The following is a 2,934-nucleotide window of genomic DNA, read 5'->3' on the forward strand; positions in this document are numbered from 1 at the left end:
ACGTCAAGGTGTTATTTGGGCAATCGGTGCGTATCTTGTTTGGGGAGTTCTCCCAATCTATTGGAAGTGGCTACATCATGTTCCGAGTGATGAAATCATAACAAGCCGAGTCCTATGGGCATTTATATTTACATTACTATTCGTGCTGATTACACGAAACACCAAGCTTCTCATTGAAGATTTAATGTCATTGTGGCAAAATCAAAAAGCTTTCTGGAGCTTATTTTTTGCTTCGGCATTAATCTCAGGAAATTGGTTCTTGTATATCTGGGCAGTAAATAATAACCATTTAGTGGAAACCAGTTTAGGATACTATATCAACCCACTGATTTCTGTTTTGCTGGGCATCTTTTTCTTAAAGGAACGTTTGACGACGGCTCAAAAAATTGCCTTTGTCATTGCGACCATCGGTGTTATCATCTTAACCATTTCATATGGCCGTTTCCCATGGCTTGCTTTTTCTCTTGCCATCAGTTTTGCCATATACGGATTAATGAAAAAAACAATACCGTTAGATGCAGTTCGCGGATTGACAATAGAAACATTGTTTATTGTGCCATTTGCGTTTATTTATTACATTTATTTATTTCTATCCGACCGTGCTGTCCTTTTTCATGATTCATTCCAGACTGATGTATTGTTGATTCTTACAGGTGCTGCAACCGCTGTACCTCTCGTGCTATTCGCAAAAGGAGCGCAACAAATGCCGTTATACATGATTGGGTTTTTACAATACATTGCTCCGACTTGTATGTTGTTCCTAGGTGTTATTATTTATGGAGAAACGTTCAATCCCATTGATTTACTATCATTTTCCTTAATCTGGCTGGCGCTGATTCTCTTTACTGTCTCCAAGGTTATGGAAGCACGCACAAGAAAACTTAAATTGGCGAAATCATAAAAAGCAGACGAGAAGAATATCTCGTCTGCTTTTATTGAATTGAATGGGTTGATTTTTGTTATTGTCCAGTTGAAGGTTCTAACGAGTCCAAATTAAAGATACGTGCGTTTCACTTTTTCCCAGAAAGAATTGTTTTTCAACTTAACGGTCTTCACGATGCGGTTACTCAACTCGATATTAACTGATTGTACATGTTGAATACTTAGCGATTCATTGTCCATACCCATTGTCGGGAAGTCATTTCCGTCTTGCTGCAGGCGTAATGTTAATTGACGCTGACCGCTTAAAATGAATGAAGAGCCAAGAGTGCGGTATTTGTTGCTGTTCACAGATGCCAGTTCAGATACTTGGAAACAAGGGAGGAGAGGATCCACCACTGCACCATTGACCGACTTATTGTAAGCCGTGCTACCAGTTGGGGTAGCGATGATCATGCCATCTCCCCGGAATGTTTCAAAATGCAATCCATCAATTTCTACATCAAGAACAAATGTCTTAATAATATTTGAACGGATACTAAATTCATTCAAGCAATAAAAAGGTGGATTGTCATCCACTATAACTTGTAAAATAGGATAACGACGTACTTCAATTTCCGCATGTTGAACAGCCTGAATCACTGTATCCATGTCATTGAAATGAAAATCACAATACATACCCAGCGAACCAGTGGTAGAAATTCCGGCATACAAACAATCTTGACGAAAACCGGTTTTGCGAACGGCTTGAAGGAAAGATCCATCTCCGCCCAAGCTTACGATAATGTTTGCATTTTTCGCATCATCTACCGTAGTGAATCCATGTTGTGCAATCATTTCCGTAAGAATTGATTTTTGTTGCAAGGAGCTTTCATCGTGTTTCGAATAAATAAAAATGTGTGTACGCTCGGACAATATTGTCACGACCTTTCCGTTAATACTTGTCGTTATTTTAGCATGTTCTGAAACATTACGGCATGTTATTCGTATTACGTTAAGAGTAGAAAAAGGAGGATTATCAAATTGAATGCAAAACGTTGGATTGCTTTAGGTTCTGCAGTACTATTATTTGGCTTGTCTATCATCATTAATATGGCGTCTATTGCTTTTAGTACTGATTGGACATCTAATTTTGAAAACATGCTGGCTTTGCCAGAAAGTGAGTATTCCGAGAGCGTACTGGAAGTTGGGGATACATCTAAACGTATCGCTGTATTAACAGTGGACGGAGTCATTCAGGATACTGGCGAGGCTACTTCACTTTTTGGAACAGCCGGTTACGATCACCAGTTTTTCATGGACCAACTGGAAATGATTAAAGAAGACGATACAATTAAAGCCGTGGTCTTGCAAGTGAATTCGCCAGGTGGCGGGGTTGTCGAGTCTGCGCAAATTTATGATAAAATTAAAGAAGTGCAAGAAGAAGTTGGCATACCGTTTTACGTGTCGATGGGCAGCATGGCTGCATCAGGCGGATACTATATCTCTGCGCCTGCAGATAAAATTTTCTTGAATAAAGAAACACTGACAGGTTCCATCGGCGTCATTATGGAAAGTGTCAACTACGGCAAACTGGCTGAAAAATATGGTGTTGATTTTGTTACGATTAAAACAGGACCGTATAAAGATATTATGAGCCCAACCCGTGATATGACGGAAGATGAGCGTGCGATGCTACAGGACATGATTAATGAATCGTATGAATCATTCGTAGATATTATTGAAGAAGGCCGTGGCATGACAGAAGCTGAAGTGAAGAAAGTGGCAGATGGACGCATTATGAATGGGCGTCAGGCAATTGAAGCCGGTCTTGCGGATGAATATGGATATTTGGAAGACGTAATTGAAGCTGTTCGTAAAGACTTTGATTTAGAAGATGCAGAAGTGATTCAATATGAATACCCACAAGGCTTCTCTAGTCTATTTTCTGTGAAAGCTCAATCGTTGTTAGGTGGAGACGCGGAGTCACAATTGATTGGCCGTTTACTTTCGGATTATAACGCACCTCGTATGATGTATTTATACGGTGAGAAGTGAGGAGGAATAGTAAATGAC

At 39.8% G+C, this 2,934-nt stretch carries 3 protein-coding genes; 2 read left to right on the forward strand and 1 reads right to left on the reverse strand.

Annotated elements, in window-relative coordinates; all coding sequences use genetic code 11:
- On the forward strand, positions 1-901 hold a 901-nt coding region (gene rarD, locus AC1DSL_RS16875; RefSeq protein ID WP_477533094.1), incomplete at its 5' end, for an EamA family transporter RarD.
- A 92-nt stretch (positions 902-993) separates the two neighbouring features.
- On the opposite strand, the gene AC1DSL_RS16880 is transcribed toward rarD, so the two are convergent.
- Positions 994-1,794, reverse strand: coding sequence for an NAD kinase (locus AC1DSL_RS16880; RefSeq protein ID WP_477533095.1), 801 nt, complete (start codon positions 1,792-1,794; stop codon positions 994-996).
- 108 nt (positions 1,795-1,902) lie between these two features.
- Here AC1DSL_RS16880 and sppA point away from each other — a divergent pair, with 108 nt between their 5' ends.
- A complete protein-coding gene (sppA, locus tag AC1DSL_RS16885) occupies positions 1,903-2,916 on the forward strand; it encodes a signal peptide peptidase SppA (RefSeq protein ID WP_477533096.1) in 1,014 nt (337 codons plus the stop codon).
- The last annotated feature ends 18 nt before the right edge of the window (positions 2,917-2,934 follow it).

This window comes from Paenisporosarcina sp. P4_D4, assembly GCF_056401835.1.